Source organism: Beutenbergia cavernae DSM 12333, assembly GCF_000023105.1.
In the GTDB taxonomy this organism is placed as follows: domain Bacteria; phylum Actinomycetota; class Actinomycetes; order Actinomycetales; family Beutenbergiaceae; genus Beutenbergia; species Beutenbergia cavernae.
This window is the reverse complement of the sequence record NC_012669.1, coordinates 2,148,528-2,173,199: the sequence shown is the minus strand read 5'-3', so window position 1 is coordinate 2,173,199 and position 24,672 is coordinate 2,148,528. Positions and strand designations below refer to the sequence as shown.

Here is a 24,672-nt window from a genome sequence, read left to right as displayed (position 1 = left end):
TCACCTCGCGCACCGAGGCGTCACTCCTGGTAGGCGTACCGCTCCTCCCGCCAGGCGTCCCCCCGCCGGTGGTACCCGCGTGCCTCCCAGAAGCCACGCTCGGGCTCCGTGAGGTAGGTCCACCCCCGGAGCCACTTCGGACCCTTCCAGCTGTACAGGTGCGGGATCACGAGGCGCAACGGGCCCCCGTGCGCGTCGTCGAGCACCTCGCCGTCGAGGTGGGTCGCCAGCACGGCGCGACCGGACACGAGGTCCTCGAGGGCGACGACGGCGGCGTACCCGAACTCCGCGAAGACGAGCACCTCCGCCACGTCGCTGCGTGGTGGGGCGAGCTCCACCAGGGCGCTCGCGGCGTGCCCCGACCAGGACTGGTCGAGCACGCTCCACCGGCTCGCGCAGTGCAGGTCGGCGACGACCTCCAGCCGAGGCAGGGCGGCGACGTCGTCCCACCCGAGGACGTGCTCGGCACCGCTCGCCGTCGCCCCGCCGACGCGCAGGTCCCATCGCTCGGGGCGGCGTTTCGGCACGGGACCGTAGTGCATGACGGGCAGCGCGCCGACGAGGCGCTGCCCCGGGGGGAGCGACCGGTCTGCCGGCAGCTCGGCCGGGACCTCCGGCGCCGTCACGCGGTGGGACGCTCCCGCAGCATCTCCGCCACGAGGAACGCCATCTCGAGGGACTGCTGGTGGTTGAGGCGCGGATCGACGAGCGTCGTGTACCGCCGGGCGAGCCCGACGTCGTCGATCTCCTCCGCCCCGCCGAGCACCTCCGTCACGTCGTCGCCGGTGAGCTCGACGTGCAGCCCACCCGGCACGGTGCCGGTGGCGGCGTGCACCTCGAAGAAGCCGCGCACCTCGTCGATGACGTCGGTGAACCGTCGGGTCTTGTAGCCGTTCGCCGACGTGATCGTGTTGCCGTGCATCGGGTCGCACACCCACACGACAGGCCGGCCGTCGGCGGCGACCTTCTCGACGACGCCGGGCAGCGCGTCGCGGATCCGGCCAGCACCCATGCGGGTGATGAACGTGAGCCGCCCCGCGACGCCGTCGGGATTGAGCGCGTCCATCAGCGCGAGGGCGTCGTCCCCGGACGTCGTCGGCCCGAGCTTGACGCCGATCGGGTTGTGCACGCGGGAGAAGAAGTCGACGTGCGCCCCGTCCAGCTGGCGGGTGCGCTCGCCGATCCACAGGAAGTGCGCCGAGCAGTCGTAGGGCAGCCCGGTCCGGGAGTCGATGCGGGTGAGCGGGCGCTCGTAGTCGAGCAGCAGACCCTCGTGGCTCGAGAAGAACTCGACGGTGCGGAGCGCGTCGAAGTCGGCTCCCGCGGCGGCCATGAACCTGATCGCCCGGTCGATCTCGGACGCGAGCTCGTCGTACTGCTTGTACGACGGGTTGGTCATGAAGCCGCGGTTCCACTCGTGCACCCGCCGGAGGTCCGCGAACCCGCCCATCGTGAAGGCGCGGATGAGGTTCAGCGTGGCAGCCGACGTGTGGTACGCCTTGAGCAGCCGAGCGGGGTCCGGTGTGCGTGACGCGGCCGTGAACTCGTGCCCGTTGATCGTGTCGCCGCGGTACGCCGGCAGCGTCACGCCGTCACGCGTCTCGGTGCCGGTGCTGCGCGGCTTGGCGTACTGCCCCGCCATCCTGCCCATCTTCACGATCGGCAGGCTCGCGCCGTACGTCAGCACGACGGCCATCTGGAGGATGGTCTTGACCTTGTTCCGGATGTTGTCGGCGGAGCTCTCGGCGAACGTCTCCGCGCAGTCGCCGCCCTGCAGCAGGAACGCCTCGCCGCGCGACGCCGCGGCCAGCTTCTCGCGCAGCGCGTCGGCCTCCCCGGCGAACACGAGCGGGGGCGCCGCCGCCAGCTCGGCGCCGATCGAGGCCAGCACCGCCGCGTCCGGCCACTCGGGCTGTTGCACGGCCGGCAGCCGGCGCCAGGCGTCGAGGCCGGCGAGGACCTGCGGGTCGGCGGGGATCGTCACGACCCCAGGATAGGCACCCGGAGGGACGGCTCCCGCCGCGTCCGTAGCGCGGACTCCGGCGACGACGCCCGCCGGCGCGTCGCGGCCGTCAGTGGGCGCCGGGCGCGGCCGGGACGAGCGGCTGCCCGATGCCCGTCAGGAGACGAGTAAACCAGCCCACTGAGGTGTCGAACGCCTTGCCGCCGCCGATGCGCGCGAACTCGACGGCGCGCAGCTCGTCACCGCGCTCCTCGTCGTGGCCGATGACGCCCGAGGTGCCCTCGAGCGCGCACTCGACGGCGAGGTCGACCATCGAGCCGATGAGCTCGAGGTCCTCCGCGTTCGCGGCCGCCGAGCGGGAGAAGTACCCGCTCTTCTGGACCATCGTCTTCTCGGCCCCGATGAGCTCCGCGAACTGCTTCGCGAACCAGGCGCCAGGGTTGATCGTGTCCAGCTTGACGTGCCCGAACGGGTCGCGCTGGACCTCCTCGCCCCGGGCCTCGAGCTCCGCGACGATCTCCGGCACGCCGGCACCCTCCGACAGGAAGATGTTGACGTTCCCGATCTCGTCCATGACGGTCCGCAGCCGGCGGGCCTCGCCCTCGAGGTCGAGCGCGAGCTCCGGGAGGAACACCGCGTGCACGTCCCAGCGCTCGCGCTGCAGCCCGATGGAAGGCGCCCACTCCTGCTGTGCGACCCACTCGCGATAGCGCCGGGCGGCCGCGGCGGTGAGCCAGCCGCAGTGCCGCCCCATGACCTCGTGCACGATGAGCATCCGCGGGTTCGAGCGGTGCTCGCCGATGATGTTCTGGGCGAACTCGCTGGCCTGCTCGGCGGCCGTGTGCGCACCGAGGCTCTGCCGGATCGGCACGATGTCGTTGTCGATCGTCTTGGGCAGCCCGACGACGGTCAGGCCGTAGTCGTGCTCCTCGAGGTAGTGGGCGAGATCGGCGGCGGTCGTGTTGGTGTCGTCCCCGCCGATCGTGTGGAGCACGTCCACGCCGTCCGTGCGCAGCTGCTCCGCGGCCACGGCCAGCGGGTCCGCACCCTCGGCGACGAGGCCGCGGTCCACGAGGTTCTTCACGTTCGTCAGCTTGACGCGGCTGTTCCCGATCGGGCTGCCGCCGAAGCGGTGCAGGACGTGCGCCTGGGCACGGGCGGCGTCGTCGACGACGACCTTCGTGCCCGTGAGCAGACCGTGGTAGCCGTACTGGTACGCGATGATCTCGACGTCCGGCGCGCGCTGCGTGTACCGCTCGATGAGGCCGCCGACAGCCGACGACAGGCACGGGGCGAAGCCCCCGGCGGTGAGCAGGGCGACACGCTTCACGGACATGGAGACAACCTCTCGGTGGGGACTCGGGCCTCGGCCGGACGCTCGCGCCGTGCCGGTGCCCACCTTAGCCGTGGAGCTCGGCGCCCCCGGTCCGGCGTCCGGTCGCTCAGGCCGACGCCGCGGGCGGGCTCTCCTGCCCGTCCTCGGGCGCCGGCGGCACGGGGACCTCGACCTCCGGGGCGGCGCGTCCGCCGGGTGCGTCGGTCGGCGTCGTGGCCTGCTGGCCGGCGGCCAGCCGCGCCTTCGCCGTCGACGCGTACATGTCCACGTACTCCTGCCCGGACAGGCGCATCAGCTCGTACAGGATCTCGTCGGTGATCGACCGGAGGACGAACCGGTCGTTCTCCATGCCCTTGTAGCGGGAGAAGTCCATCGGCGTCCCGACGACGACGCCGATGCGGCGCAGCCTCGGGATCCGCGTGCCGATGGGCTGGGCCAGGTTCGTCCCGACCATCGCCACCGGGATCACCGGCGCCCCGGACTCGAGGGCGAGCCGGGCGACGCCGGTCTTGCCGCGGTACAGGCGGCCGTCGGGGCTGCGGGTCCCCTCCGGGTAGATGCCGAAGAGCCCACCATCCGCGAGCCGCTTGAGGCCGGTCTGCAACGCCGCCTCGCTGGCCTTGCCGCCGGTGCGGTCGACCGGGATCATCCCCACCCCGCGCATGAACCACGCGACGAGCCGCCCCCGCACGCCGCGCCCCGTCATGTAGTCGGACTTGCCCAGGAAGACCAGGCTGCGCGGCAGCATGAGAGGGAGGAAGAACGAGTCGATGACGGCGAGGTGGTTGCTCGCCATGATCGCCGGCCCCTCCTTGGGCACGTTCTCGACGCCACGGATCCACGGTTGGTAGAAGACGCGCAGGAGCGTCCCCAGCGTCGCCTTCATGAACCGGTAGAACAAGCGGGTGACCTCCGTGAGCCGGGCATGGCGCGGCCGCGGGCGACCTGCGCACCAGAGCACTCTAGAGTGCTGGTCATGGGAGCTCCTACCGGCCGCGACGACGGCGCCGGCGCACCGGAGCCGTCCCAGGGTGACGAACCCGACTGGGACGCGCGGTGGCGTGAGCTGACGGAGTCGCTCGGGGATCTCGAGCCCGCCGAGGCGCCGACCGCGGAGCCCGACGAGCCGGAGGTGGCGGCGTCGGCGAGCGAGAGGTCGCTCGTCGCGGGCGAACCGTCGGACCGCGCCGATCTGGGCGGACCGCGCGACTACAGCCCGGCGGAGGAGGACGACTCCTTCGACCCGGGCGACCCGGGTCCGGTCGCCGGCGATCCGGTGACGACGGCCGGCTGGTGCGCGCTCGCCGGTGGCCCGTTCGCGCTCGTCCTCGTGCTCGTGTTCTGGCGGAACGCTCCCGGCGCGGTGGTCGGTGCGTGCATCGCCGCGTTCCTCGCCGGCGCCGTGGTCCTGCTGTGGCGGATGCCGGCGCGGCGCTCCGACTCCGACGACGACGGCGCGGTGGTCTGACCGCGCACGCCGGCGGGTGCTATCCGCGGGCCAGGTCTGCGACGCCGACCACGCCGGCGTCGTTGCCCAGCCGTGCGGTGACGATGACGGGCTCCGGCCGGAAGCCACGGGCGAACAGCTGCTCGGTGAACGCCCGGCGGGCGGGCGCGAGCAGCAGGTCCCCGGCGTCCGCCACGCCGCCCCCCACGACCACGACCTCCGGGTCGAGCAGAGCCGCCAGGTCCGCGATCCCCGTGCCGAGCGCCGCCCCCAGGTCCTCGAGGAGCTCGAGCGCCAGCGGGTCCCCGGCGCGTGCGGCCTCGGTGACGTGCGGGCCGGTGACGTCCTCGGGATCGCCGCCCGCGAGGCGGAGCAGCGCGTCGGCCCGCTCCGGCGTCGTCACGAGAGCGGCCTTCGTGTCGCGCACGAGCGCGCGTCCCGACGCGTATTGCTCCCAGCATCCGGCGTGCCCGCAGCCGCACAGCTGACCGTCGGGCACGAGCTGCATGTGCCCCACCTCGCCGGCGGCGCCGAACGCACCGCGCAGGAGCGAGCCGCCCGTGACGATCGCCCCGCCCAGACCGGTCCCTACCGTCAGCAGCACCATGTGCTCGGCATCGCGGCCGGCGCCGAACCGGAACTCGGCCCACCCCGCGGCGTTGGCGTCGTTCTCGACGACGATCGGCAGGTCGATGTGTGTGGCGAGCGAGTCGCGCAGCGCGTGGTCCCGCCACGCGATGTTGGGCGCGAACCGGACGCGGGAACGCTCGGCGTCGACGAACCCGGCGGCGGCGACCCCGACTGCCCCGACCTCGTGCTCCGCGCGCAGCTCCTGGACCGCGTCGACGACCGCGCGCTCGATCTCGGCCGGGTCGTCGGAGCTCGTCCCGTGGCGGACGAGGCGGAGGACGTTCCCGTCGGGGTCCACGACCCCGGCCGCGATCTTCGTCCCGCCGATGTCCACCCCGATGGCGTGCATGCTGCTCCTTCGTCCGACCCGCAGGGGACCATCCGTGGCGTGATCCCGCCCGACCGTACCGGTCCGCACAGGTACGATGACGCCAGCAACCCTTGCTGCCGAAGGAGACAGTATGGACTCGTCCGCCTCCCCCCTCGCCGTCGAGATCGACCCCCGGACGAGCATCAGCGACCTCCTCGTCGAGCACGCCCGTGCGACGCCGTCGCGCGTGCTGCTCGAGCAGCAGGTCGACGGGCAGTGGCGCCCGTACACGGCCGCCGAGGTCGAGGCGCTGGTCGTCGGCGTCGCCAAGGGCCTGGTCGCGCACGGCATCCGCCCCGGCGAGCGCGTGGCGATCATGTCCCGGACCCGGTTCGAGTGGACGATCCTCGACTTCGCCATCTGGCACGCCGGCGCCGTCCCCGTCCCGGTGTACGAGACGTCGTCCGTGGCACAGACGGCGTGGATCCTGTCCGACTCCGGCGCGGTGGCGGTCATCGTCGAGTCGAGCGCCCACGGTCAGGTCGTGGCCGAGGCGCAGGCTGAGGCACCGGACGTCCGTACCGTGTGGACGATCGACGACGGCGCGCTGGAGGACCTGACCCGCGACGGTGCCGACGTCGACGACGCCGAGATCGCCGCCCGCCACGACGCCGTCGGCATGGAGGACCTCGCGACCATCATCTACACGTCGGGGACCACCGGTCGCCCGCGCGGCGCCGAGCTGACGCACGGCAACTTCGTGGCGCTGACCAAGAACGCCATCGCCGTCATCCCCGACGTGTTCGCGGCGCCGGGGGCACGGACGCTGCTGTTCATGCCGCTCGCGCACGTCTTCGCGCGCTTCGTCGAGGTCCTGGTCGTCGCGGCCGGCGTCCCGCTGGGGCACACGCCGGACACGACGACGCTCGTCGCGGACCTCGGCACGTTCCGGCCGACGTTCATCCTCTCGGTCCCCCGGGTGTTCGAGAAGGTCTACAACTCCGCCGAGGCGAAGGCGGCAGCCGGCGGCAAGGAGAAGATCTTCGCCTGGGCGGCGCGCACCGCGATCGCGTACTCCCGGTCGCTCGACACGGGCGGGCCGTCCTACGGGCTGCGGCTGAAGCACCGGATCGCCCACAAGCTCGTGCTGCACAAGCTGCAGGACGCCATGGGCGGCAAGCTCGAGCACGCCGTCTCGGGCGGCGGTCCCCTCGGTGAGCGCCTCGGGCACTTCTTCCGCGGCATCGGTCTCGTCGTCCTCGAGGGCTACGGCCTGACGGAGACGACGGCGCCGCTCAACGTCAACCGTCCGGAGCGCGTGAAGATCGGCACGGTCGGTCCGCCGCTGCCGGGCATCGGGATCCGGATCGCTCCGGACGGCGAGATCCTCGCCCAGGGCATCGCCGTCTTCCGCGGGTACCACGACAACGACGCCGCCACCGCCGAGGCGATGAAGGACGGCTGGTTCCACACGGGCGACATCGGCGAGCTCGACAGTGACGGCTACCTGAGGATCACCGGGCGCAAGAAGGAGATCATCGTGACGGCGGGCGGCAAGAACGTCGCGCCCGCTCCGCTCGAGGACGCGATCCGCGCCCATCCGCTCGTCAGCCAGTGCCTCGTGGTCGGCGACGGCCGGCCGTTCGTCGCGGCGCTCATCACGCTCGACCCCGAGATGCTGCCGACCTGGCTGTCCTCCCGCGGCAAGCCCGAGCTGACCGTCGCTCAGGCACGGACGGACGAGGACGTGCTGGCCGCGATCGACGAGGCGGTCAACCGGGCGAACACCCACGTCTCGCGCGCGGAGTCCATCCGCAAGGTGGTGGTGCTCGAGGACGACTTCACGATCGCCAACGACTACCTGACCCCGTCGCTGAAGGTGAAGCGCTCCGCCGTCGTCCGCGACCGCGCCGCGGTCATCGACGAGCTGTATGCCGCGGCGGCGACCGAACGGGACCGCCGGCCCGCCTGACGTCCCGGCCGATGTCGGCGGGGGCACCTACCGTGCGGACGTGCCCTCCGCCACCTCGCCCGCCGCACCAGGACGCGGCCTCGCCGTCCAGCACGCGCTGGACGAGCTCGGCACGCCGCTGGCCGAGGTGGCGTTCGTCGTCGTCGACCTCGAGACGACCGGTGGGTCGCCGAACGCCGACGCCATCACCGAGATCGGCGCGGTGCGCGTCCGCGGCGGCGTCGTCGAGGGCGAGCTGGGCACGCTGGTCGACCCCGGCCGGTCCATCCCGCCCACGATCACCGTCCTGACGGGCATCACCAACGCGATGGTCATCGGGGCGCCGCCCATCGAGGAGGTCCTCCCCTCGTTCCTCGAGTTCGCGCACGGTGCGGTGCTCGTCGCGCACAACGCGCGCTTCGACACTGGCTTCCTCCGGGTGGCGGCCGAACGCATGGGCCTGACCTGGCCGAAGCCGCTCGTCGTCGACACGGTGCAGCTCGCGCGGCGCGTCGTCAGCCGCGACGAGGCCCCGAACCACCGGCTGGGCAGCCTCGCCCGCCTGTTCCACGCGAGCGTGACTCCGGACCACCGTGCCCTGACCGACGCGCGCGCCACCGTGGACGTCCTGCACGGCCTGCTCGCCCGGATGGCGCCGCTGGGGGTCACCCACCTGGAGGACCTGCGCACGGCGGGTGATTCCGTCCCGCCGGAGCGCCGGCGGAAGGTGACCCTCGCCGACGGCCTGCCGGCGGCGCCCGGCGTCTACCAGTTCCTCGGCCCACAGGGTCGGGTGCTGTACGTCGGCACGGCCACGAACCTGCGCACCCGCGTCCGCAGCTACTTCACGGCGTCCGAGAAGCGCGCACGGATCGGCGAGATGCTGCGCATCGCGGAGCGCGTGCACCCGATCGTGTGCGCCACCCCGCTCGAGGCGGCGGTGCGCGAGCTGCGCCTCATCGCCGAGCACTCCCCGCCGTACAACCGGCGGTCCCGGGCCCCGGAGCGGGAACCCTGGATCCGTCTCACCGACGAGGCGTACCCGCGGCTGTCCGTGGTGCGCGAGGTCCCCCGGTCGCACGCCGGCGCCGCGATCGGCCCGTTCCGCACCCGCCGCCTCGCGCAGCTCGCGCTCGAGGCCCTGCACGGTGCGTTCCCCCTCCGGCAGTGCTCCCCGCGGCTGCCCCGCGTGCCCCGGGCCGACGCGAGCCCGTGCGTCCTGGCGGAGCTCGGCCGGTGCGGTGCGCCGTGCGTCGGGAGGATCGACGAGCCGGGCTACGACACCGTCGTCGCCGACGTGCGCGCCGTGCTTGCCGGTGACGTCGAACCGGTCGTGGCCACCGTGCGGTCCCGGATCGCCGCACTGGCCGGCTCCGAGCGCTACGAGGACGCCGCGCGGGAGCGCGACCGCCTCACGGCCCTGCTGCGGGGGTCCGCCCGCGCCGCCCGGCTCGGCGGGCTCGCGGACGCCAGCCACGTGCTCGCCGCGCGGCGGACGGACGACGGCGGCTGGGAGCTCGTGTGCGCCAGGTACGGGCGTCTCGCTGGCGTGTGCGTGGTGCCGCGGGGCGCTGACGTGATGGGCGCGATCGACGCCGTCCGGGCGACGGCCGAGCACGTGCCCGCACCCGAGCGCTGGTGCGGCGCGGCGAGCGCGGAGGAGACGGAGCTGGTCCTCACGTGGCTGGAGCGTCCCGGCGTGCGGCTGGTCGAGCTCGCAGGTGCCGGCTGGTCGGCGCCGGTGCGCGGTGCGGCGCGGGTGCTCGCCGACCTGCCGGGCGCCGTCGCCGACGGCGATCGCGACGCCGGGAGCGAGGACGTCGCCGTCGCGTGATCAGGCCGAGGTGACGCTCCCGAGGACCCGGTCGACGTACCGGTTCGCGAACGTCCCGGCAGGATCGACCTCGCGACGCACCCGTCGCGCGTCGTCGAGCCTCGGGTACCGGGCGGACAGCTCGCCGACCGACTGGGTGTGCAGCTTGCCCCAGTGCGGCCGGCCCCCGAACGCGAGGAGGACCTCCTCGACCTCCCGGAAGTACGCCACGAACGGGTCCCGGACGTACCGGTGCACGGCCACGTACGCACTGTCGCGTTCGTAGGCGGTGGAGAGCCACACGTCGTCGGCGGCAGCGGTCCGGATCTCGAGAGGCCACGAGATGCGCCATCCGCGAGCGTCGATGGTGCGTCTGATCTCGCGCACCGCGTCCGGAAGCGCGGCCAGCGGGATCGCGTACTCCATCTCGCGGAAGCGCACGCGCCGCGGTGCCGTGAAGACGGCGTGGGAGTCGCCCGTGTACCGACGTTCCGCGACCGTGGCTGCGGCGATCCGGTTGAGCACCGGAACCGCGGACGGGGCTGCGGCGCCGATCTCGGAGACCAGCGCGAGCAGCCCGTTCGACACGAACTCGTCCTCCCACCAGGCGCGCCACGCACCGAGCGGCTGCGCCGCGCCCGGAGAGGCCTCGCGACGGTTCGCCTTCACGAGCGCCGTGCGCGTGTGCGGGAACCAGTACAGGTCGAGGTGGTCCTCGGAACGCACCAGCTCCGCGTACCCCTCGAGGACCCCGTCCAGCGGCACCGCATGCTCGTGGGCGGCGAGCTGGAACGCCGGCACGCACTGCAGCGTCACAGACACGAGCACACCGAACGCCCCCAGGCCGAGCCGGGCAGCCTCGAACAGGTCGCGCCGCAGCTGCGGCGAGCAGTCGACGAGGGTGCCGTCGGCGAGGGCGATCCGCAGCCCGCGCACCTGGCCGGCGATCCCGGTGAACGCCGAGCCCGTGCCGTGCGTGCCGGTCGAGATCGCCCCGGCGATCGTCTGGACGTCGATGTCGCCGAGATTCTCCATCGCGAGGCCGTACGGCCGCAGGAGGCCCGGCAGGTCGCGCAGCCGCGTGCCGGCGCCCACGGTGACGAGCCCGGCGTCCTCGTCCACGGCCCACAGTCCGGTGACGTGGTCCAGACGCACGCTGACGCCGTCCGTCACCGCGGCCGGGGTGAAGGAGTGCCCAGCACCGAGCGCCCGGACCCGCTGCCCGGCGCGGGCGGCCGACCTGATCGTCGCCGCCAGCGCGTCCTCGTCGCGTGGGCGGGCGACGGCGGCGAACTCCGCCTGCGCGGAGCGGCCCCAGTTGCTCCAGCGTCGTCTCACAGGAACGCCTGCCCCTCACCGCGGTAGGTGGCCAGCTCGCCGACGACGGCCGCCGCGCCGTCGGCGGTCCGCGAGGCGGAGTCCACCGCCACCACCGCGCCGAGGTGCTCAGCTCCCTCGCCGGCCTTCGCGTGCCGGAACCAGACGTGGTCGCCGACGGCGAGGCGCCGCGCCGCACGGCCGCGCAGCGGGGTCTGGACCTCGCCCGCCGCCTCGCGGGCCACGTACGCGAGGCCGGGCGGGTGCGCGACCGAGGGGAGGCGGTCGTGACCCGGCGGCCCGGACGCGACCCACCCGCCGCCGAGCACGGTGACCACGCCGCGGGTCGGGCGACGCACCACCGGCAGTACGAACCAGGAGGCGGGCCGCGGACGGAACGCGCGGTACGTGTCGAACAGGCCGGACCCGAGCAGCCCGGATCCCGCGGTGACCTCCGTGACCGCGGCCTCGGACGTCGTCGTCTCGAGCGAGCCGGTGCCGCCGCCGTTCACGAACTCGAGGTCGGCCACCCTGCGCACCGCCGCGACGACCGCCGCGCGCCGCTCGGCGAGCTCGGCCGCCGAGGCACGCTGCATCGCCCGCACGGCGATCGCCCGAGGCCCGCGCCCGGCGTCGCCGACCCCGGCGATCTGCCCCTCGTACGCCATCAGCCCGACGAGCGCGAAGCCGGGGCGCGCCACGACGGCGCGCGCCAGCCGGACCGCCGCGTCCGGCGTGCCCACGGGCGACCTCCAGGCGCCGAACCGCACCGCTCCCCCGGCGGTCCGGAACGCCGCGTCGAGCTCGAGGCAGATGCGGATCTCCGGCCGCCGGCCGGGCGGCGTCACGGCGTCGACGAGGTCGAGCTGGGCGACGTCGTCGACCATGAGCGTGACGCTCCGGGCGGCGCGCTCGTCGGCGGCGAGCGCACCGAGCGCCGCGCGATGTGCCGTGGGATACCCGACGACGACGTCGTCGAACCCCTGCTCGACGAGCCACAGGGCCTCCGGGAGCGTGTACGCGAGCACGCCGGCGAAGCCGGGCCGTTCGAGCGTCGCGGCGAGCAGCTCCCGGATCCGCACGGACTTCGTCGCGACGCGAATCGGGACGCCGCGCGCCCGGCGGACGAGGTCGCCGGCGTTGGCGCGGAACGCGCCGAGGTCGACGACGCCGAACGGGGGGTCCAGGTGCGCGACGGCGGCTCGGACCTCCCGGGGCACGCCGGCATCGCGGCGGCTCATCGCCGGACCCCGCGGGCGTGGCGCGCGAGGTCGGCGGCGAACGAGGCGAGCACCCCGCGCGCCGCCGCCGCGTCGCCGTCGACGAGGAACGAGATCGTGAGTCCGTCGAGCAGGGCGACCACCCGGCGCGCGAGCACGTCCACCGGCTCGGTCCACTCGAGGCGACGCACGCGCCCGAGCTCGAGCAGCACCTCCGCCACTGCCGTCGGGTAGCGCTCGTACCGCGCCCGGACGCCGGGGGCGAGTGTGGCGTCGCGCAGCCCGACGGCGGTGATCTCGTAGATGACGCGTTGGGTCTCCGGCTCCGCCTCGACCAGCTCCCAGTACGCGAGGAGAGCGGCGTGCACAGCGTCCACGCGCGTTCCCCGGCGCCGGACGGCGGAGGACGCCGCGGACACCTCGCGGGGCAGCACGTCGGCCACCACCTCGGCGAGCATCTCGTCCCGGCTGGCGAAGCAGTAGTGGAACAGGCCCTGCGGCATCCCCGCCTCCGCACAGACGGCGCGCGTCGTCGTGCCCGCGACGCCGTCCCGACGGAGCACCCGCCACGCCGCGTCGAGCAGCAGGGTGCGTCGCTCGGCGACGGCGAGACGAGCCATCCCGACACTCTGAGGCCAGGGAGTGCCGGCAGTCAAGAGAGACTTGGTCACGCGACCAAGTCGACTGACCGACCCCCTTGACGTCCCCCGAGGCGGCGACGGATAGTCGGACCCACCCGACCCCCGAGGAGCGCGATGCCGGCGAGCACGGACCGGACGGACCTCGTCCTCCCGCACACCCTCACGGGCGCGCGGCTGCGCGCGCTCGCCGGGGGGATCGCCGCCACCGGACCCGCCGCGGACGTCGAGGCGCCGTTCACCGGCGCGCTGCTGACCCGGCACGCCTCGTCCACCACGGCGGACGTCGACGCCGCGGCCGACCGAGCGCGATCAGCCGCCGGACGCTGGGCAGCCACCCCGGTCCGGGAGCGCGCCCGCGTGCTGCTGCGCCTCCACGACCTCCTGCTGGACGAGATCGACCCCCTGCTCGACCTGGTCCAGGCGGTCACCGGCAAGGCCCGCGGGCACGCGCTCGAGGAGCTGCTCGACGTGGTGAACGTGTGCCGCTACTACGCGCGCACCGGGCCGCGGACCCTCGCTCCGCACCGCCGCGCCGGTGCGATCCCCGTGCTCACCCGGACCACGGAGCTGCGCCACCCGGTCGGGCTGGTGGGCCTCGTCACTCCGTGGAACTACCCGCTCGCGCTCGGCGTCTCCGACGCGCTGCCGGCGCTCCTCGCCGGGAACGCCGTGCTGCACAAGCCGGACACCCGCACCGCGCTCGTCACGCTCGCCGGCCGGGAGCTCGCCGTCGCCGCCGGGCTGGACCCCGACCTCTGGCAGGTGGTGGTCGGCGACGGCGCGGTGGTCGGGAACCGCGTCACCGACCTCGTGGACCACATCTCGTTCACGGGTTCCACGCCCACCGGGCGGGTGGTCGCGGCGCGGGCGGCCTCACGACTCATCGGGGCCACGCTGGAGCTCGGCGGGAAGAACCCCATGATCGTGGCGCCCGACGCCGACCTCGCGGCCGCCGTCGCCGGCGCCGTCCGCGGCAGCTTCTCCTCGAGCGGGCAGCTCTGCATGTCCATCGAGCGCATCTACGTGCACCGCTCGATCGCCGAGACCTTCACCCGCGAGCTCGCCGCGGCCACGCGCGACCTCCGGGTCGGCGCCGACTACTCGTACGCGTACCAGATGGGCTCGCTCGTCTCCGCCGACCAGCTCGAGCGGGTCTCCGCGCACGTCGACGACGCCGTCGCGGCCGGTGCGCGGGTGCTCGCAGGCGGGCGTCCGCTCCCGGAGCTCGGACCGTACTTCTACGCGCCGACGGTGCTCGCGGACGTGCCGCCCACCGCTCGCGCCTACCGGTCCGAGACGTTCGGCCCGGTGGTCTCCGTGTACCCGGTGGACTCCCTCGACGACGCCGTGCGCGCCGCCAACGACTCGGAGCTCGGCCTCAACGCGTCGGTGTGGTCGCGCGACACACGGCGGGCGCGCGCCCTCGCCGCACGGCTGCGCGCGGGTTCGGTCAACGTCAACGAGGCGTACACGGCGGCGTGGGGCTCCATGGACGCGCCGAGCGGCGGATGGGGTGACTCGGGCCTCGGGCGCCGGCACGGGACGGCCGGTCTCCACGAGGTCACCTGGGCCCAGACCGTCGCGCACCAGCGCGTGTGGCCGATCGGCGAGCACGGCCCGCTCACCGGGCGCCGCTACCAGGGCGTGATGACGACGGCGCTGCGTGCGCTGCGCGTCGTCGGCCGGCGGTGAGCGGACCGGCGGCACTGCCTACAGTGGGCACATGATCACCGCCATCGCGCTCATCGACGCCGACGTCGCCCGCATCCCGGAGGTCGCGCAGGAGGTGGCCGACCTGCCCGGCGTCAGCGAGGTCTACTCGGTGACCGGCGACATCGACCTCATCGCCGTCGTGCGGGTGCGCCGCCACGAGGACCTCGCCGACGTCGTCGCGGACCGGATCGGCAAGGTCGACGGCGTCCTCGGCACGCAGACCTACATCGCGTTCCAGGCATACTCGCGGCACGACTTGGAGCAGGCGTTCGCGATCGGTCTCGACGACTGACCGGACCGGCACCGGCGCGCCCGAGGGGCGGCTAGCCGCTCGCGGCGACCCACGCGTCGAGGACCCGGGAGGCGGCGGCGTCGTCGATCGCCCGCTCCGCGATCGCGACCCCCTGCGCCATCCGGTCGACGAACGGGCCGGCGCCCACCAGACCCCCGTCCGCGACGATCGCCGAGGCGGCGCCGAGCAGCACCGCGTCGCGGACCGGTCCACGCTCCCCGGCGAGGACGGCACGCACGACGCCGGCGTTGTGCGCGGCGTCCCCGCCCCGCAGGTCGTCGAGCGTCGCGGGCGACATGCCGAACGCGGCCCGCGCGTCCACGACGTGCTCCACGACGTCGCCGCCGGTGACCTCCCAGACCCGTACCGGCGCCGTCGTGGCCCACTCGTCCAGCCCGTCCTCGCTGCGCGCGACGACGGCGTCGGTCCCGCGCCGGGCGAGGACCCCGGCGATCAGCGGCGCCATCCGCAGGTCCGCGACGCCGATCGACCCCGCCGCCGGGCGCGCCGGGTTCGTCAAGGGGCCGAGCACGTTGAACGACGTCGGGATGCCGAGGTCGCGACGGACAGGCCCGGCGTGCCGGAACGAGGGGTGGAACACCTGGGCGAAGCAGAACGTGATCCCGACCCGCTCGGCGTTCGCGGCGACGTCCTCCGGCGACAGGTCGAGCCGGACCCCGAGCGCCTCGAGCACGTCGGCGGCCCCGCTCGCCGAGGTCGCCGCACGGTTCCCGTGCTTGACGACCCGCAGCCCGGACCCGGCGGCCACCAGCGCCGCCATCGTCGAGAGGTTCACCGACTTGTGCCCGTCGCCACCCGTGCCGACGATGTCGACGCACCGGCCGGGCACGGAGATCGGTACCGCGGCCTCCAGCATCGCGTCGGCGAGGCCGGACAGCTCCTCGACCGTCTCCCCCTTGCTGCGGAGCGCGACGAGGAACGCGGCGAGCACCGCCGGCGGCGTCTCGCCGGCCATCACGTGCGCCATCGCCCACGCGGTGTCCGTGCTGGTCAGGTCGTGCCGGGCGACGAGCCGGCCGAGCAGGCCGGGCCAGGTGCGCTCGGCGACCTGCTCGCCGGTCACGGCGTCGACCGCTCGCCCGCCCGGAGCAGCGCGGCCACGGCCTCGGCGACCTCGACGGGGCGCAGCGGGTGGGACACGACGCCGTCGGCCTCCGACCACGCCGCGAGCCACGCGTCCTGCGGGCGCGCCGTGAGCACGAGCACGGGCGGGCAGTCGTAGATCTCGTTCTTGAGCTGCCGGCTGATCCCCATGCCGCCGACCTTCGCCGCCTCGCCGTCGAGCACGAGCAGGTCGAAGCGCTGCGCCGCCGCGTACGCCAGCGTCGCCTCCGCGGTCGCGGACTCGGTCCACGCGATGCGCGCGGTGTCCACCGACGCCCGGCGTCCGACGGCGAGCCGCACCGCGTCCCGCGTGGCGCGGTCGTCGCTGTAGAGGAGGACCTGGGCCGGCTCCTCGAGGGTGCTGGCGACCTCCGGGGCGGAGCCGGTGGGCTGGGCGTGCTCGAGGGTCATCGACGTCCTCCGTGACTCTGCTGCGACGTGCGCGACGCCGTCGGGACACCGCGCGCAGGCTCCCCGTGATGCTAGTCGTTCGGACGCGGCGCACGAGCCTTTCACGACAGCACGTCGACGTCCGTCAGAACCCGCGCGGGCGCCGTCGGGACATCCGCGCGAACGCCGTGAGTTTTGCCCATCCTGCCGCGCTTTCGTGTGCGTCCTGGGGCGAGTCGATGGTGGGTACGGCCATAATGAGAGCGTGTCGTCCGCAGCCGTCGCCCCGAGCGCACACCTGAACATCACCCGCCCGAACATGACGTCGGTGGGCACCATCGTGTGGCTGTCCAGCGAGCTCATGTTCTTCGCCGGGCTCTTCGCCATCTACTTCACCCACCGCGCCGTCGCGGGACCGGAGGCCTGGGCGGAGGGCAGCGGCCTGCTCAACCTCCCGTTCTCGATCGGGAACACCACGATCCTGGTGCTCTCGTCGGTGACGTGCCAGGCCGGCGTGTTCGCCGCCGAGCGCTTCCAGGCGCGCCGCACGGGGTCGCTGCTCGACGTGCGCAAGTGGGGCATGGTCGAGTGGTTCACCCTCACGTACGTGATGGGTGCGATCTTCGTCGCCGGCCAGGTCACGGAGTACGCGGAGCTCGTCGAGCACGGCCTGACGATCTCGTCCACGGCCTACGGCACCGTGTTCTACCTCGCCACCGGCTTCCACGGCCTCCACGTGCTCGGCGGCCTCATCGCGTTCCTGTTCGTGCTGGGCCGCGCGTTCACCGCGCACCGCTTCGGCCACCACGAGGCCACGAGCTCGATCGTCGTGTCCTACTACTGGCACTTCGTCGACGTCGTCTGGATCGCCCTGTTCTTCGTCATCTACATCCTCCGTTGACCACCGAACCGAAACGAGGACACGCAACCGTGAAGGCCCTCGCCACCGCCAGACGTCACCGGCTCGCGCCGGTGATCCTCATGGTCCTGGCACTCCTCGCGATCGGCGGCGTCTACACCGCCCTCGCGCCGACACCCGCGACGGCGGACACGGCCAGCCCTGCCGACGTCGAGGAGGGTGGGCGCCTGTTCGCAGCGAACTGCGCGTCGTGCCACGGTCCGAACGCGGAGGGCACGGCCGCCGCGCCGTCGCTCGTCGGGGTCGGTGCCGCGTCGGTGCACTTCCAGGTCAGCACGGGCCGCATGCCGATGGCGGCGAACGCCCCGCAGGCCGAGGCGAAGCCCCCGCAGTTCGACGAGGAGCAGACCCTGCAGCTCGCGGCGTGGGTCGCGACGCTCGGCCCGGGCCCGTCCATCCCGAGCGCCGAGCAGGTCGACCCGGAGCTCGGCGACCCGGCGAACGGCATGCTCGTCTTCCGCACCAACTGCGCGATGTGCCACAACGCCGTCGGTGCCGGCGGAGCGCTGTCCGAGGGGAAGTTCGCGCCGTCGCTGTTCGGCAGCACGCCGACCCAGATCTACGAGGCCATGCTCACGGGACCGCAGTCGATGCCCGTGTTCAACGACGCCAACATCCCCACCGAGGCCAAGCGTGACGTCATCGCGTTCCTCATGGCGCAGCGCGAGGTGTCACCCGGGGGGATGACCCTCGGCGGGCTCGGTCCGGTGTCCGAGGGACTCTGGGCGTGGGTGATCGGCATGGGCGCGCTCATCGGGTGCGCCGTCTGGATCGGAGCGAAGTCGTCGTGAGCATCGAGCAGCGCCCCGAGCAGCACGCCGAGGTCAGCGACGCGCTCGGCTCCCCGCACGACGTCGAGACGTCCGAGCGGTTCGCCAACCCCGGGCTCCCGCCGCACCGCCACCGCCTCGCGGACACCGACCCCAAGGCGGCGAAGCGCGCGGAGCGTCAGGTCGTCGTCCTCTTCACGATCTCGATCCTCGCCGCCATCGGCGGCGTCGTCGGCTACTTCGCCTTCCCGACGGGCGAGACGTTGATGTCCGTCCGGCTCTCGACGCTCTCCCTCGGCCTCGGCCTGGGCATCGGGATGCTCGGGATCGGCCTCGCGGCCGTGCACTGGGCCAAGACCCTCATGTCCGACGTCGAGCTCAGCGAGGAACGGCACGCCCAGGAGAGCGACCGGGCGACCCGTCAGGACGCGCTCGACGTCATCGAGGCGGGCGTCGCGGACTCCGGCCTCCGCCGGCGCAGCATGCTCAAGGGCGCCGTCGTCTCCGCGCTCGCGCTCGCTCCTCTGCCGTTCCTGGTGCCGCTCATCGGCAACCTGGGCGGCGACTGGAACGTCAACGCGATGCGGCACACGGTGTGGCGCGAGGGCCGCCGTCTGGCCCGCGATCCCGACGGCGCCCCCATCCGCGCGGCGGACGTCACCATCGGGTCGGTGTTCCACGTCATCCCCGAGGGCCTGGCCGACGAGGAGCACTACCTCGAGGAGAAGGCGAAGGCTGTCGTCCTCCTCGTGCGCCTCGACCCCACGGAGCTCATCGAGCCCGAGGACCGGCGCGACTGGTCCTACGACGGCATCGTCGCGTACTCGAAGATCTGCACGCACGTCGGCTGCCCCGTGGCCCTGTACGAGCAGCAGACGCACCACCTGCTCTGCCCGTGCCACCAGTCGACGTTCGACGTCGCAGACCAGTGCCGGGTCGTCTTCGGCCCGGCGAAGCGGGCGCTGCCCCAGCTGCCCATCACCGTCGACGACGAGGGGTACCTCGTCGCACGGAGCGACTTCACAGAGCCGGTCGGGCCCAGCACCTGGGAACGTGAGCGCCCGACCCGAGAGGAGACGTCGTGAGCACCACCCTCACGCCCCCGAGCCGGGCCGCGGAAGCCGCGGCGGGAACTGCCGACTTCCTCGACACCCGCATCGGTGCGGCGAAGCTCGTCAAGGAGTTCGCCCGCAAGATCTTCCCCGACCACTGGTCGTTCCTGCTCGGCGAGATCGCGCTGTGGAGCTTCGTCGTCCTCCTGCTCTCCGGGACGTTCATCGCGTTCTTCTTCGTCCCCAGCATGAACGAGATCCACTACCCCGACGACGCCCTCCCGGTCACGATGCGAGGCGTCGAGATGTCCGAGGCGTTCGCCTCGACGCTGCGCCTGTCGTTCGAGGTGCGCGGCGGTCTGCTCATGCGGCAGATCCACCACTGGGCCGCGCTCGTCTTCATGGCCGCGATCGTCACGCACATGATGCGGAACTTCTTCACCGGTGCGTTCCGCAAGCCCCGTGAGCTGAACTGGGTCGTCGGCTTCACGCTCCTCATCCTCGGGCTCCTGGCCGGGTTCACCGGGTACTCGCTCCCCGACGACGTGCTCTCGGGCAACGGCCTGCGCATCACCGACGGCGTCGTGAAGTCGATCCCGATCGTCGGCAGCTACCTCTCGTTCATGATCTTCGGCGGCGAGTTCCCGGGGACGGAGATCATCCCGCGCCTCTTCGTGCTGCACATCCTCTTCGTGCCGGCACTGATCCTGGCGCTGGTGGCCCTCCACCTCATCCTCGTCGTCGTGCACAAGCACACGCAGTACCCGGGCGCCGGTCGGTCGAACCGCAACGTCGTCGGGTACCCGCTCTTCCCCGTCTACATGGCGAAGGCCGGCGGCTTCTTCTTCATCGTCTTCGGCGTCCTGGCGCTCATGGGCGGTCTCCTGTCGATCAACAACGTCTGGAACTACGGGCCGTACGATCCGTCGCCGGTCTCCGCCGGCGCGCAACCCGACTGGTACATGCTGTTCCTCGAGGGATCGCTCCGGCTCATGCCGGGCCAACCGGAGTTCGTGATCCTCGGCTACACGATCTCGCTCAACGTGCTCATCCCGGCGATCGTCGTCCCGGGCATCCTCTTCACAGCGCTCGCGATCTGGCCGTTCCTCGAGGCACGCGCCACCGGAGACAAGCGCGAGCACCACGTGCTCGACCGGCCGCGCAACGTCCCGGTGCGGACGGCGTCGGGAGTCGCGATCCTCACCGCGTTCTTCGTGCTCATCCTGGCGGGGTCGAACGACCTCATCGCGACCCACTTCCACCTGTCGATCAACGCGATCACCTGGGCGTTCCGCGTGCTCGTCTTCGTGCTCCCGGTCCTGGCGTTCATGATCACGAAGCGCATCTGCCTCGCGCTGCAGCGGCGGGACCGTGAGCTCGTGCTCCACGGCCACGAGACCGGCCGTGTGGTGCGGTTCGCGTCCGGCGAGTACATCGAGGTCCACGCGCCGCTGAACGAGCAGGAGCGGTGGGTGCTCGTCGCGCACGAGCCCAGCCGGCCGATCGAGATCGCCCCGGCGGAGGACGCGCGCGGAGTGGCCCGGCCCGGCTACAAGCAGGACCAACGTCGCCAGCGCCTGTCGAACTTCTTCTACGCCGACCGCGTCGAGCCCGTCACACCCGTCGAGCTGGCGGCTGCCGCCTCGCACGGCGAGCACGACGAGCTCCCCGCCGCGCCCGATCGCGTGGCGGTCGGCGCGGGTGCCGATGCGGGCACGGGAAGCCACGTCCAGCGCGTGGTCGCCCCCGACGAGGACGAGCGGAAGAACTGACCTCGGGCGTAGGTTGGAACGAGTGTGACGCCGCCCGTGGCGGCGTTCGCTTGCGGTAACCACCGACGGGCCGCGGGACGTGCCTCCGGGCGTGCCGCGCGGTCCCCGATCTCAAGGAGGACCGTCCTTCATGGCGGAGTACAGCCTGCCCGAGCTCCCCTACGACTACGCCGCTCTCGAGCCCCACATCTCGGGCAAGATCATGGAGCTGCACCACGACAAGCACCACCAGGCGTACGTGACCGGCGCCAACACGGCCCTCGAGAAGCTCGCCGAGGCCCGGGCGTCCGGTGACCTCGCTGCCGTGAACCTGCACGAGAAGAACCTCGCGTTCAACCTCGGTGGCCACGTCAACCACTCGGTCTTCTGGACGAACCTCTCCCCCGAGGGCGGCGAGCCCGCCGGTGAGTTCGGCGCGGCCGTCGACGAGTTCTTCGGTGGCGTGGAGGCGTTCAAGAAGCACTTCTCCGCCGTCGCCGCCGGCGTGCAGGGCTCCGGCTGGGCCGTTCTCGCCTGGGACTCCATCGGGTCGAAGCTCGTGATCGTGCAGCTGTACGACCAGCAGGGCAACCTGGCGCTCGGCCTCGTGCCGATCCTCATGCTCGACGTGTGGGAGCACGCCTACTACCTCGACTACCTCAACGTGCGGGCCGACTACATCGCGGCCTGGTGGAACGTCGTCAACTGGAACGACGCCGCCGACCGCTTCACGCGTGCGCGCACCCAGGCCGCGGGGCTCATCGTCCCGGCCTGACCTGCTCGAACCGCGCGTCCACGGACGCCGTCGACGACGGGCCCGCACTCCCTCGGGGTGCGGGCCCGTCGCATGCCGGCAGACACAGATCGGCCCGGGTCCCCTGCGGGGGACCCGGGCCGACGTGTGGCGAGAGCGCGCTCAGTGCGCGTGCTGCCCGCGGGAGAACTCGAAGAGCAGACCGACCAGTCCGATGATGCCCAGCACGCCTCCGATGCCGCTGATCCACCACCCGACTGCCGCGCCGAGGAAGATCAGTCCGGCGGCGATGCCGAGCACGAGCGGCCACCAGGACGACGGCGAGAAGACCCCGTAGTCGCCCGCGCCGTCGGCGATCTCACCGAGCGGGTCGTCCTCCGGCCGGGCGTCGATCCGTCGCGACGTGACGAAGAAGAACAGGCCGGTGAGACCAGCGAGCCCGGACAGCAGGAGCAGGGACACGAGCCCGACGGGTTCCGCCCAGTCCGTGAGCCAGCCGTAGATGAGCCCGATCGGTGCGAACACCAGTGCCCCGACCCCGAACAGGAGGTACTCCACACGCATCGGCGAACGGGCGCGTGCGGAGTGGGCGTGCGACGTCGGGTCGCCCGCCGTCTGCTGCACGTCGTGGACGTCGCTCACGACTGGTCCTCCTTCGTCGTCTGGCGTTCCTGGATCGATCCCTGCATGTCGGCGTTCCCGTAGACCTGGTCGAGGAACCCAGGGTCGGGCTCCGCCCGGTCCATGGCCGCGACCTCCGGGTGGTGCAGGTCGAACGCCGGCGACTCGGAGCGGATCCGCGGCAGGGTGACGAAGTTGTGCCTGGGCGGCGGGGACGACGTCGCCCACTCGAGCGACCGGCCGTAGCCCCACGGGTCGTCCACGGTGACCTGCGGCGCCTGCCGCCACGTCTTGTAGACGTTCCAGAGGAACGGCAGCGTCGACGCCGCGAGCACGAACGCACCGACCGTGGAGATCTGGTTCCACAGCTGGATGCCGTCCTCCGGCAGGTAGTCGACGATCCGGCGCTGCATGACCTTGACGCCCAGCCAGTGCTGGATGAGGAACGTCGTGTGGAAGCCGACGAAGAGCAGCCAGAAGTGCCACTTGCCGAGGCGCTCGTCGAGCATCTTCCCGGTGAACTTCGGCCACCAGAAGTAGAAGCCGGCGAACATCGCGAACACCACGGTGCCGAACACGACGTAGTGGAAGTGGGCGACGACGAAGTACGTGTCGTGCAGGTGGAAGTCGAGCGTCGGGCTGGACAGGATCACGCCCGTCAGACCGCCGAACAGGAACGTGACGAGGAACCCGATCGACCACAGCATCGGCGTCTCGAACGTGAGCTTCCCGCGCCACATCGTGCCGATCCAGTTGAAGAACTTCACACCCGTCGGGACGGCGATGAGCATCGTCATGAGCGCGAAGAACGACAGCATCACGGCGCCGGTCGTGTACATGTGGTGCGCCCACACCGTCACCGAGAGTCCGGCGATCGCGATGGTGGCGAACACCAGCGTCTTGTAGCCGAAGAGCGGCTTGCGGCTGAAGACCGGGAAGATCTCCGACACGATGCCGAAGAACGGCAACGCGATGATGTAGACCTCCGGATGCCCGAAGAACCAGAACAGGTGCTGCCAGAGCATCGCCCCGCCGGTGGCTGGGTCGAAGACCAGCGCGTCGAGCCGCCGGTCCGCGAGCAGACCGAACAGCGCGGCGGTGAGCACCGGGAACGCCATGAGCGCCAGCACCGACGTGATGAGGATGTTCCAGGTGAAGATCGGCATCCGGAACATCGTCATACCGGGCGCGCGCATGCAGACGATCGTCGTGATGAAGTTGACCGAGCCGAAGATCGTGCCGAAACCGGTCATCGCGAGGCCGGCGACCCACATGTCGCCGCCCACGCCCGGGGAGAACGTCTCCTGCGAGAGCGGCGCGTAGCCGGTCCAGCCGAAGCTCGCCGCGCCCTTCGGCGTGAAGAAGGCGGCGACGGCGATGATCCCGCCGATCACGAAGAGCCAGTACGCGAACATGTTGAGGCGCGGGAACGCGACGTCGGGCGCACCGATCTGGAGCGGCACCATGATGTTGCCGAACCCGACGAACAGCGGCGTCGCGAAGAGCAGCAGCATGATCGTGCCGTGCATCGTGAAGAACTGGTTGAACTGCTCGCCCGTCTGGACGACCTGCATCCCCGGAGCGAACAGCTCGGCACGGATGAGGAGCGCGAGCACCCCGCCGATGCAGAAGAACACGAACGACGTGACGAGGTACAGGTAGCCGATCGTCTTGTGGTCGGTCGTGGTGAGCCAGCCGACGACGGCGCGTCCGAGCGGCTGGCGCTTCGGCGCCAGGCCGGGCACCTCCTCGAGCGCGGGGCGCGGGGCCGAGTCGATCCGGTTGATCTCGTCGATGGCCATCAGTCGTGCGCCTCCGCCGTCTCACGGACGTTGTGGTCCCGGTCGTAGTCAGAGCCGAGCTGGCCGGTGTTGCCCTGCTCCGCGAGGTCGGCCATGTGCTCGTCGAACTCCTCCTGCGTGACGACCTCCACGTTGAAGAGCATCGCCGCGTGGTACTCGCCGCACAGCTCGGCGCACTTGCCCTCGTACGTGCCGAGCTCCATCGGACGGACCTGGAACGTGTTCTCCTGGCCCGCGATGAGGTCCAGCTTGTACAGGAACGCCGGGATCCAGAACGCGTGGTTGACGTCGCGCGTGTTCAGGCTGAACTCGACGAGCTCCCCCTGCGGCAGGTAGAGCGTCGGCAGCGTCTCGGGGACCCCGGGCTCGCCGGTGAGATCCGCCTGCACGCCGACGGAGTAGACGTCGGCCTCCACGTAGTTGAAGTCCCAGCTCCACTGCTTGCCGTAGACCTCGACGTGGATGTCAGCCTCTTCGCTGGTGTCCACCACCTCGCCCATGGTGCGCGACGTGTAGAAGAACAGCACACCGATCATGACGATCGGGACGAACGTGTACATCAGCTCCAACGGCACGTGGTACCGCAGCTGGACCGGCAGCTGGTTGTCGCCCTTCCGCTTCCGGTACGCGACGACGCACCAGATCACGAGGCCCCACACGAGGACCCCGACGGCCAGGGCGGCGATCCAGGAGCCGTTCCAGAGCGAGATCACCGTGTCGGTGTGATTCGTGGCGCCGGGCGAGTTCTCGGGCATGAAGCCCCGCTGCGCCGCGGGTGAGCAGGCCCCGAGACCGAGAACCCCGGCGACGGCGGCGGCGCCGAGGGCCACCCTCCGTGCCGGCCTACGAGGCTTC

Annotated in this window: 23 protein-coding genes; 10 read left to right on the top strand and 13 right to left on the bottom strand. The window is 72.3% G+C overall.

Going from position 1 to position 24,672, the window contains the following annotated elements; translation table 11 throughout:
- Positions 1-20: 20 nt before the first annotated feature.
- The 4 genes from BCAV_RS09610 to BCAV_RS09595 form a co-directional block, all read right to left on the bottom strand.
- On the bottom strand, positions 21-626 hold the full coding sequence (locus tag BCAV_RS09610; protein WP_015882403.1) for a molybdopterin-dependent oxidoreductase: 606 nt from the start codon (positions 624-626) through the stop codon (positions 21-23).
- The gene (locus BCAV_RS09605) at positions 623-1,984 is read right to left on the bottom strand and encodes a class II 3-deoxy-7-phosphoheptulonate synthase (RefSeq protein ID WP_015882402.1); all 1,362 of its coding nucleotides are present in this window, start codon (positions 1,982-1,984) and stop codon (positions 623-625) included. Before BCAV_RS09605 ends, BCAV_RS09610 begins: the two co-directional genes overlap by 4 nt.
- An 88-nt stretch (positions 1,985-2,072) precedes the next feature.
- Positions 2,073-3,299 (bottom strand): pyrophosphate--fructose-6-phosphate 1-phosphotransferase, encoded by a 1,227-nt coding sequence (locus tag BCAV_RS09600; protein WP_015882401.1) that lies wholly within the window; start codon positions 3,297-3,299, stop codon positions 2,073-2,075.
- A 106-nt stretch (positions 3,300-3,405) separates the two neighbouring features.
- The gene (locus BCAV_RS09595) at positions 3,406-4,200 is read right to left on the bottom strand and encodes a lysophospholipid acyltransferase family protein (protein ID WP_015882400.1); all 795 of its coding nucleotides are present in this window, start codon (positions 4,198-4,200) and stop codon (positions 3,406-3,408) included.
- A gap of 75 nt (positions 4,201-4,275) precedes the next feature.
- Here BCAV_RS09595 and BCAV_RS21605 point away from each other — a divergent pair, with 75 nt between their 5' ends.
- Positions 4,276-4,767: a hypothetical protein gene (locus BCAV_RS21605; protein ID WP_015882399.1), complete on the top strand. Its 492-nt coding sequence runs from the start codon at positions 4,276-4,278 to the stop codon at positions 4,765-4,767.
- Between the two features lie 19 nt (positions 4,768-4,786).
- Here BCAV_RS21605 and BCAV_RS09585 read toward each other — a convergent pair whose 3' ends face one another.
- Positions 4,787-5,725, bottom strand: a complete 939-nt coding sequence (locus tag BCAV_RS09585; protein ID WP_015882398.1) for an ROK family glucokinase — start codon at positions 5,723-5,725, stop codon at positions 4,787-4,789.
- Positions 5,726-5,837: 112 nt separating this feature from the next.
- Between BCAV_RS09585 and BCAV_RS09580 the strand changes: the two genes are divergently transcribed.
- Both BCAV_RS09580 and BCAV_RS09575 read left to right on the top strand, forming a co-directional pair.
- Positions 5,838-7,658, top strand: coding sequence for an AMP-dependent synthetase/ligase (locus BCAV_RS09580; RefSeq protein WP_015882397.1), 1,821 nt, complete (start codon positions 5,838-5,840; stop codon positions 7,656-7,658).
- 40 nt (positions 7,659-7,698) lie between these two features.
- Positions 7,699-9,471, top strand: coding sequence for a DEDD exonuclease domain-containing protein (locus tag BCAV_RS09575; RefSeq protein ID WP_015882396.1), 1,773 nt, complete (start codon positions 7,699-7,701; stop codon positions 9,469-9,471).
- Here BCAV_RS09575 and BCAV_RS09570 read toward each other — a convergent pair whose 3' ends face one another.
- Genes BCAV_RS09570 through BCAV_RS09560 form a run of 3 tightly spaced genes read right to left on the bottom strand, consistent with a single transcriptional unit; the run spans position 9,472 to position 12,607 of the window.
- A complete protein-coding gene (locus BCAV_RS09570) occupies positions 9,472-10,788 on the bottom strand; it encodes a D-arabinono-1,4-lactone oxidase (protein ID WP_015882395.1) in 1,317 nt (438 codons plus the stop codon).
- Complete coding sequence (locus BCAV_RS09565) at positions 10,785-12,008, bottom strand: alanine racemase (protein ID WP_015882394.1); 1,224 nt, start codon at positions 12,006-12,008, stop codon at positions 10,785-10,787. The genes BCAV_RS09570 and BCAV_RS09565 overlap by 4 nt, the downstream gene beginning before the upstream one ends.
- The gene (locus BCAV_RS09560) at positions 12,005-12,607 is read right to left on the bottom strand and encodes a TetR/AcrR family transcriptional regulator (protein WP_015882393.1); all 603 of its coding nucleotides are present in this window, start codon (positions 12,605-12,607) and stop codon (positions 12,005-12,007) included. The genes BCAV_RS09565 and BCAV_RS09560 overlap by 4 nt, the downstream gene beginning before the upstream one ends.
- 135 nt (positions 12,608-12,742) lie before the next feature.
- On the opposite strand from BCAV_RS09560, the gene BCAV_RS09555 reads away from it, so the two are divergent.
- Positions 12,743-14,320, top strand: a complete 1,578-nt coding sequence (locus BCAV_RS09555; RefSeq protein WP_015882392.1) for a succinic semialdehyde dehydrogenase — start codon at positions 12,743-12,745, stop codon at positions 14,318-14,320.
- Positions 14,321-14,351: 31 nt separating this feature from the next.
- A complete protein-coding gene (locus BCAV_RS09550; protein WP_015882391.1) occupies positions 14,352-14,633 on the top strand; it encodes an Lrp/AsnC family transcriptional regulator in 282 nt (93 codons plus the stop codon).
- A 31-nt stretch (positions 14,634-14,664) separates the two neighbouring features.
- On the opposite strand, the gene trpD is transcribed toward BCAV_RS09550, so the two are convergent.
- Positions 14,665-15,717 carry an anthranilate phosphoribosyltransferase gene (trpD, locus tag BCAV_RS09545; RefSeq protein ID WP_015882390.1) on the bottom strand — a complete coding sequence of 351 codons (1,053 nt, stop codon included), beginning with the start codon at positions 15,715-15,717 and terminating at the stop codon, positions 14,665-14,667.
- Entirely contained in the window at positions 15,714-16,169 is a 456-nt protein-coding gene (locus BCAV_RS09540) for a response regulator transcription factor (protein ID WP_015882389.1), read from the bottom strand. The genes trpD and BCAV_RS09540 overlap by 4 nt, the downstream gene beginning before the upstream one ends.
- A gap of 244 nt (positions 16,170-16,413) precedes the next feature.
- Here BCAV_RS09540 and ctaE point away from each other — a divergent pair, with 244 nt between their 5' ends.
- From ctaE to BCAV_RS09515, 5 genes are all read left to right on the top strand, one after another.
- On the top strand, positions 16,414-17,049 hold the full coding sequence (gene ctaE / locus BCAV_RS09535) for an aa3-type cytochrome oxidase subunit III (protein ID WP_015882388.1): 636 nt from the start codon (positions 16,414-16,416) through the stop codon (positions 17,047-17,049).
- 29 nt (positions 17,050-17,078) lie between these two features.
- Positions 17,079-17,858, top strand: a complete 780-nt coding sequence (gene qcrC / locus BCAV_RS09530; RefSeq protein WP_015882387.1) for a cytochrome bc1 complex diheme cytochrome c subunit — start codon at positions 17,079-17,081, stop codon at positions 17,856-17,858.
- Positions 17,855-18,922 (top strand): cytochrome bc1 complex Rieske iron-sulfur subunit, encoded by a 1,068-nt coding sequence (gene qcrA / locus BCAV_RS09525; RefSeq protein WP_015882386.1) that lies wholly within the window; start codon positions 17,855-17,857, stop codon positions 18,920-18,922. Before qcrC ends, qcrA begins: the two co-directional genes overlap by 4 nt.
- Entirely contained in the window at positions 18,919-20,661 is a 1,743-nt protein-coding gene (gene qcrB / locus BCAV_RS09520) for a cytochrome bc1 complex cytochrome b subunit (protein WP_015882385.1), read from the top strand. The genes qcrA and qcrB overlap by 4 nt, the downstream gene beginning before the upstream one ends.
- A gap of 130 nt (positions 20,662-20,791) precedes the next feature.
- Positions 20,792-21,415 carry a superoxide dismutase gene (locus BCAV_RS09515; RefSeq protein WP_015882384.1) on the top strand — a complete coding sequence of 208 codons (624 nt, stop codon included), beginning with the start codon at positions 20,792-20,794 and terminating at the stop codon, positions 21,413-21,415.
- A gap of 141 nt (positions 21,416-21,556) precedes the next feature.
- On the opposite strand, the gene ctaF is transcribed toward BCAV_RS09515, so the two are convergent.
- The 3 genes from ctaF to ctaC all read right to left on the bottom strand — a co-directional run bounded on the left by ctaF (position 21,557) and on the right by ctaC (position 24,647).
- On the bottom strand, positions 21,557-21,958 hold the full coding sequence (ctaF, locus tag BCAV_RS09510; RefSeq protein ID WP_015882383.1) for an aa3-type cytochrome oxidase subunit IV: 402 nt from the start codon (positions 21,956-21,958) through the stop codon (positions 21,557-21,559).
- Positions 21,959-22,032: 74 nt separating this feature from the next.
- Positions 22,033-23,817 carry an aa3-type cytochrome oxidase subunit I gene (gene ctaD, locus BCAV_RS09505; protein WP_015882382.1) on the bottom strand — a complete coding sequence of 595 codons (1,785 nt, stop codon included), beginning with the start codon at positions 23,815-23,817 and terminating at the stop codon, positions 22,033-22,035.
- Positions 23,817-24,647: an aa3-type cytochrome oxidase subunit II gene (gene ctaC, locus BCAV_RS09500; RefSeq protein ID WP_245528998.1), complete on the bottom strand. Its 831-nt coding sequence runs from the start codon at positions 24,645-24,647 to the stop codon at positions 23,817-23,819. The genes ctaD and ctaC overlap by 1 nt, the downstream gene beginning before the upstream one ends.
- Positions 24,648-24,672 lie beyond the last annotated feature (25 nt).